The organism is Streptomyces sp. NPDC052682 (assembly GCF_040678435.1).
GTDB lineage: Bacteria > Actinomycetota > Actinomycetes > Streptomycetales > Streptomycetaceae > Streptomyces.
The window spans coordinates 111461-117671 of record NZ_JBFATS010000012.1 but is presented as its reverse complement, the minus strand read 5'-3'; the positions used below and the strand labels follow the sequence as shown (position 1 = coordinate 117671).

Here is a 6211-nt window from a genome sequence, read left to right as displayed (position 1 = left end):
GGGGCCGCCCGCGGCCCGCCCCGTCCGCCTCGCCCCGGCCTGCCGCCGCCCAGCCGCAGCTCTACCCCCAGGCCCCCCCGCCCGCGCGCCCCGGGGGGGGGGGGGGGGGCCCCCCCCCCCCACCGCACCGCTGCTGAGCTGCGCCAGGTCGCACGGGAGGTGCTCCTGCCACCGGGCCGGCTGCTGCTGGTCGATCTGAGCGGCATGCGCTTTTGCGACTCCAGCGGCCTGACCGCCCTGCTCGCCCTGCGCAACCAGGCGCTCGCCGCGCACGCCGGATTCGCCCTGGCGGCCGTACCGGACAAAACGGCCCGGATCTTGCGGATGACCGGCCTCGACCAGGTGTTCGACATGTTCGCCGACGTGCGGGAGGCCTGCGCCCGGCGGAACGGAGGTGACCGCCATGGGACTGTCCCCGGACGACGCCCTGGGCCTGCGTGACCGGCTCGGCCGGGCGATCTTCTCCCGGGTGGCCGGCCCGGAGGGCCCCGCCACCCGGGCCCGCATCCACGACACACCCGGTCCGCGCTGGTTCGGCCCCGAGCGGCCCGTGCGCCGGGTGCACGGGGACGCCGCCATGTTCATCGGCGGCCTGACGGCCCTGCTGATGCAGTCCCTGCACCCGCTGGCCATGGCCGCCGTTGCGGGACACTCGGGATTCCGCGGGGACCCCTGGGGGCGGCTGCAGCGCACCAGTACCTTCCTGGCCGTCACCACCTACGGTCCCGCGGACAGCGCCCAGCGGGCCTGCGACCGGGTCAGGGCCGTCCACGACACGGTGCGCGGCACCACCACCGACGGGCAGGCCTACTGCGCCGCCGACCCGCACCTGCTGTGCTGGGTGCACCTCGCGGAGACCGACAGCTTCCTGCGCGCGCACCAGCGCTATGGCGCCCGCCCCCTGGACGACGCCGGGTGCGACGGCTACGTGGCCGACATGGCCCGTATCGCCAGGGCACTGGGCGTCGCCGACCCGCCGACGAACCGGGCGGAGCTCACGGCGCGCCTCGCCGCCTACCGCGCGGAGCTGCGGGCCACCGCCGAGGCACGCGACGCGGCCCGCTTCCTGCTGCTCACCCCGCCCGTGCCCGCCCTGGCGCGTCTCCCGTACGCGGTCATCGCCGCCAACGCCGTGTGCCTGCTGCCGGTCTGGGCCGCGCGGGCGCTGCGGCTCCCCCGGATCCCCCCGGCCGAGGGGCTGTGCGTACGCCCCTTCGGTACCGCGGTGACCGCCGGGATCCGCTGGGCGCTGACACCGCCCGGCCCGGCCCCCGGCCAGGTGGAACCGGCCGAGCGCTGACGCCGCCCCGCCGGGCCCCCGGCCGGCTCAGTGGTCCCGCCCGCCCGCCGCGGGCCCGCGGAAGCAGGCCGTGACGGCCTTGCCGTGCGGGCAGGGGCGGGAGTCCCACTCGTCGGCCAGCGCGTCGACGAGGAGCATGCCGCGCCCGCCGAGGCGTTCCGTGCTGGGCGCGCGGGGTGCGGGCAGGTCGGTGGAGTTGTCGTGCACCGCGATGTGCAGGCACTCGTTGTCCCACGACAGGATCAGCTGGGCGTCGCTGTGAGCGTGCCGGTGCGCGTTGGTGACCAGCTCCGAGACGGTCAGCAGCACGGCGTCCACCGTCTCGGGGGCGGTGCGGGTCCAGCCCAGCCTCTCCAAGTGGTCACGGGCCCAGTCCCGTGCCGCTTTCACCTCGGTGTCGATCGGCAGCGAGCGTGCCCATCCCACTGCGCGCAGTGAAGATCCTTCCACGACGGTCCTTCCTCCTCGGGCTTGCCCTGTGTGCGACTACCCCGAGGAGGCGGGGCGACGCGGCACCGAACAGGCCAGACCCCGGCCGCGGCCTGCCACTCCGGTCGCCGCCCGCTCCCTAGCCGAGGGCGTCGCGCGGTGTAAGTGGAACGGGCCGGCGAAACCGGAGGCGGCGGCGGCGCGTGCCACGGGCAGGTCGGTGTTCTGCCTTCCGCGCCCGTTACGAGGTGCCGCCCGGCGCGTACCGGACCCGGTGACGCGTACCCACCGGCCGGAGAAGGCCGCGCTATTGGTTGTAGGGGAGTCCCCGAAACACGGATCCGGTGCGGAGCTGACCGGCGTGAGCTGCCCTTAGGGCAGTCGTTCCGAGGTTTCCAATGGTTCCCCGATGCCGGCCGCCGAGCGACCGTAATATGCTGCGCAAATCTTGCGCCGACAGGGCGTGATCGCCCGGGCGCCACTCCCTTGACTCTTTGTCAAAAGCCGCAGGTGAGGTACGTACAGCACGAAACGGCGTGATCTCTTGTTCCGGCTCGTTGAGCTGTGCGAAGGTGTGCCTTGTCGGCGTGCAGACAATACGTCTCCTTCTGCATGCGCGAGGCCGCTCCCGTACGTGCCCTGCTCCAAAAGAGCTGTCCTCGGCGCGATTTCGGGGCGCCGAATCCTGCAGGGACGGGTTCCCGTCGCACCGCCGACGGGTCGCATACCCCTGGTATGGACTTTCCCCGCACGTCCTTGAGAGGAATGCAGCCGTGAAAGACGCAGGCCTGTCGCATTCTCCCGCTTCGGCCCGCCAGTTCCCCGCGACGGACGAGCAACTGAGCGCCGAGCTCAGGAAGTGGACGGGAGCCACGCCCGCCCCGCAGCCCGTCGGCGAACTGCTGGACCGGCACTGGGAGGCGGCCTTCGCCTACGCACGGCTGTGCACCAACGGCTCCCAGGCCGCCGGAATGCTCACCACCGCCGCCTTCACACGGCTGCTCGGCGAGACGCTGCGGCAGAACGGGCCGACGACCGCATGGCGGCCCCATCTGCTCGCCACCGTGCGCCGCATCGCCGCCGAGTGGGACGGCGACAGCAGACGCGACATGCTCCACCCCGGCCTGCTGGCCGAGACGGCCGACGGCGAGCGCCTCGCGACCCGCCTGCAACCGCCCTGCCACCGGCGTCTGCTCTCCGGCGCCTTCCAGCGGCTGCCCGAGTCCGCCCGCGGCCTGCTGTGGCGCGCCGAGGTCGAGGCCGAACCGCTCGCCGCCGCACTGCCCGGCCACGAGGAGGACGACGCCCGCGCCGATCTGGACCGGGCTCGCGAGCGGCTGCGCATGGAGTGCCTCCAGCTCCACCGCGAACTCGCCCCCGACGAGGAGTGCCGCCGTTATGTGCGCCTGCTGGACGTGACCTGCCGGCGCGGCGGCGTCGACATCGACCCCGACCTGCGCACCCACCTGGAGGGGTGCGGCCACTGCCGGAACGGCGCGGACCAGCTCGACCAGTTCAACCGGGGGCTCGGCATCGCCCTGGCCGAGGCGGTGCTCGGCTGGGGAGCGCGCGACTACGTACTGCACCGGGTCGGCGCTCTCGCCGGCCCCGAGCCCGCGCAGCACCCCTTCGACGAGCCGGGCACGGACCCCGACGGCCCTGCGGCGGCCCACCCGCAGGACACAACCGGCGAGGCGTTCCCCGGCCCCGCCGCCGGCGGGCCGCTGGGCCCGGAGGCCCTCGCCGCGCAGCTGTTCCCGGAGCCCGCCGACGGGGCCGGGTCAGTGGCCGGCGGGGCGTTCCCGGGGGCCGCCGGCCGTGCCGGGGGAGTGCCCGCTGACGGGTTCCCCGGGGCTGCCGGGCACCTCGCGGGCGTGGCCACCGAGGCGTACCCGGCCGGGGGTGCCGGCGGCGGCCCTGCCGAGCGCATCGCCGGCGAGTCGTTCACCGACCCCGTGGGAGGGGCGGCTCCCGCCCCCGGGGATTTCCCCGGCCCGCCCGTCCGCACCACACCCGAGACCCTGCCCCCCGTCCCCCGCACCGCTCCGCGCGCCGCCACCGGCACCGCTGCGCACCCCGCCCCGGACACGACCGTCTCCCGGTCCCCCTCGCGCAGCGCCGCCCGCCGCTCCGCCCAGAAGGCGGCCCGCCGCGCCGGCCGCCGCCGCAACCTCACCGTGGGCATCCTCACGGTGGGCGGGCTGATCGTGCTCCCGCTGGGACTGTGGGCCGCCGCCGGCTCCGGCGACGGGACGCCCCCGGCCGGCGACGGCCTGCCCGCCGAGACGCCCGAGTCCGGCACCAGCACGTCGAGCGGCGATCCGTCCTGGGCCGGCGCGGGCGACGCCGTGGACGGGGCCCTGCGCGGCCGGATGCACAACGTCTCCTCCGACCTGTGCGTCGGCCTCGTCGGCGGCAAGGCCGTCGAGGGCGCGGAGGCCGAGCTGACCGCCTGCTCGTCGGCCCCCGCGCAGCAGTGGACTTACGAGACGGACGGGCTGCTGCGCAGTGTCGCCGACCCCGCCCTGTGCCTGAACTCCCGCCTCGGCTACTCGGTGCGGCTGGCCCCGTGCGGCGACGCGTCCGGCCCGGACGCCAAGGACGTGCGCTACGACTTCACCCTCCAGGGCGCCCTGGTGCCCCGCTGGGGCCAGAACCTCGCCCTGGCCCCCGCCGCGACGGACGGCTCGGGCGCCCTGGTCGTCAAGAACCGGGTGGACGACGACACCCAGCGCTGGGCGATCGAGACCTCCAGGCCCGACCTCCAGATGGAAGCGGTCCGCTGGGAGGCGGACGCCTCCTCCCCGGCCCCGTCCCCGACACCGAAGCGCGGCACCGCACCCTCGCGCGCGCCCGCCCCCACACCCGCCCCGAGGGCGGCCACCACGCCGCCGCCCCCGCGACCGGCCCCGTCGGCCCCGTACCCGGCCGGCGCCCCCTGCTACGGCTCCTCCTGCCCCACGGACGACCACAACGGCCGGCCCGGCTACGGAGACGGCTACGGCGGATACGGCTATGGCGGCTACGGGGGCTACGGCGGCGGTAGCGGCTACGGGAGCTACGGCGGCCACGGAGGCGGCGGCCGCTGAACGGCCGCGCACCCACACCCCAGCCGCCCGGGTCCCTCAGCTCCCGACGACCCGCAGGGACAGCCACAGTCCCACCACCGCCGGGACCAGCGCGGCCGGTACCGCGAGCAGACCCAGCCGGGTGAACTCCCCGAGTCCGGCCCGGTGCCCGCCCTGCTGCGCGATCCGCCGCCACAGCAGCGTCGCCAGGGACCCGGCGTACGTCAGGTTGGGGCCGATGTTCACGCCGAGCAGCACGGCGAGGACGGCACCGGGCCCGGCCCCGGCGGTCAGCGGCAGCAGGACCAGCACCGCGGGCAGGTTGTTGATGAGGTTGGCGAGGACGGCGGCCAGCGCCGCGACGCCCAGCAGCGCGGGCAGCCCCGCCCCGTCGGGCAGCACCCGGTGCAGCGCGCCGGCGAGCCCGTTGTCGACCACCGCCCGGACGACGATGCCGAGCGCGAGCACGAACGCGCAGAAGGCGGGGGCCGCCGCCCGCACCACGGTGAGCGGAGTGGCCCGCCGCCGCAGCAGCGCCCGGCCGGCGAGCACCAGGGCACCCGCGAGGGCCGCCCAGGCCGGTGTGACGCCGACCGCCGAGGCCACCACGAACCCGGCCAGCGTGCAGCCCACGGTCACCAGGGCGAACAGCGGCACCGCGGGGGCCTCGCCGGCCTCGGCCTGCTGGACGGGCGCCGTCAGATCCGGGTCGAAGAACCGCCGGAACACCAGGTACTCGGCGCCGATCGCCACCAGCCACGGCAGCGTCATCAGCGCGGCGAACCGGGTGAAGCTCAGCCCGCTCGCCTCGAACGCCAGCAGGTTGGTGAGGTTGGACACGGGCAGCAGCAGCGAGGCCGTGTTCGACAGGTGCGCGCACGCGTACAGGTGGGGCTTGGCGCTGACGCCCATCCGGGTCGCGGTGGCGAGCACCACCGGTGTCAGCAGCACCACCGTGGCGTCCAGGCTCAGCACGGCCGTGATCACCGAGGCCAGCGCGAACACGGCGGTCAGCAGCCGTACCGGCCGCCCGGCCGCCCACCGGGCCGTCCACGCCCCGCACGCGGTGAAGAGGCCCTCGACGTCGCAGAAGTGGGCGAGCACCAGTACCGCCGCCAGGAAGCCGACCACCGGCCCGAGCCGTTCGGCCTCCTCCCGCGCGTGCTCCAGCGGGATCGCCCCGGTGGCGATCACCACCCCGGCGGCAGGGACGGCCAGCACGGCTTCCGGCAGTCCGCGCGGGCGGAGCACGGCCCACAGGAGGACGGCGACCAGCAGGACGACGGACAGGACTTCGGCGAGCGGGGTGTTCAGAACGGGTCCTCCGGGACGTGATCATGCCGTGCCGGCCCATCAAACCAGGCGCTGGTAAGAGCTTCACGAGAGCCCCGGCGCAGCGGACCCCGCGGGGCCG

The 6211-nt window shown here is 75.6% G+C and carries 5 protein-coding genes; 3 read left to right on the top strand and 2 right to left on the bottom strand.

All coding sequences use genetic code 11. The annotated features are described in order from the left end of the window. The first annotated feature begins 39 nt into the window (after positions 1-39). Both AB0K80_RS20520 and AB0K80_RS20515 read left to right on the top strand, forming a co-directional pair. A complete protein-coding gene (locus AB0K80_RS20520; protein ID WP_365671856.1) occupies positions 40-441 on the top strand; it encodes an STAS domain-containing protein in 402 nt (133 codons plus the stop codon). Continuing rightward, positions 404-1300, top strand: coding sequence for an oxygenase MpaB family protein (locus AB0K80_RS20515; protein WP_365671584.1), 897 nt, complete (start codon positions 404-406; stop codon positions 1298-1300). Before AB0K80_RS20520 ends, AB0K80_RS20515 begins: the two co-directional genes overlap by 38 nt. A gap of 27 nt (positions 1301-1327) precedes the next feature. Here AB0K80_RS20515 and AB0K80_RS20510 read toward each other — a convergent pair whose 3' ends face one another. Continuing rightward, positions 1328-1750 carry an ATP-binding protein gene (locus AB0K80_RS20510; protein WP_365671582.1) on the bottom strand — a complete coding sequence of 141 codons (423 nt, stop codon included), beginning with the start codon at positions 1748-1750 and terminating at the stop codon, positions 1328-1330. A 752-nt stretch (positions 1751-2502) separates the two neighbouring features. Here AB0K80_RS20510 and AB0K80_RS20505 point away from each other — a divergent pair. Then, a complete protein-coding gene (locus tag AB0K80_RS20505) occupies positions 2503-4818 on the top strand; it encodes a ricin-type beta-trefoil lectin domain protein (RefSeq protein ID WP_365671579.1) in 2316 nt (771 codons plus the stop codon). A gap of 36 nt (positions 4819-4854) precedes the next feature. On the opposite strand, the gene AB0K80_RS20500 is transcribed toward AB0K80_RS20505, so the two are convergent. Continuing rightward, the gene (locus tag AB0K80_RS20500) at positions 4855-6111 is read right to left on the bottom strand and encodes an SLC13 family permease (RefSeq protein WP_365671854.1); all 1257 of its coding nucleotides are present in this window, start codon (positions 6109-6111) and stop codon (positions 4855-4857) included. Positions 6112-6211: the final 100 nt, after the last annotated feature.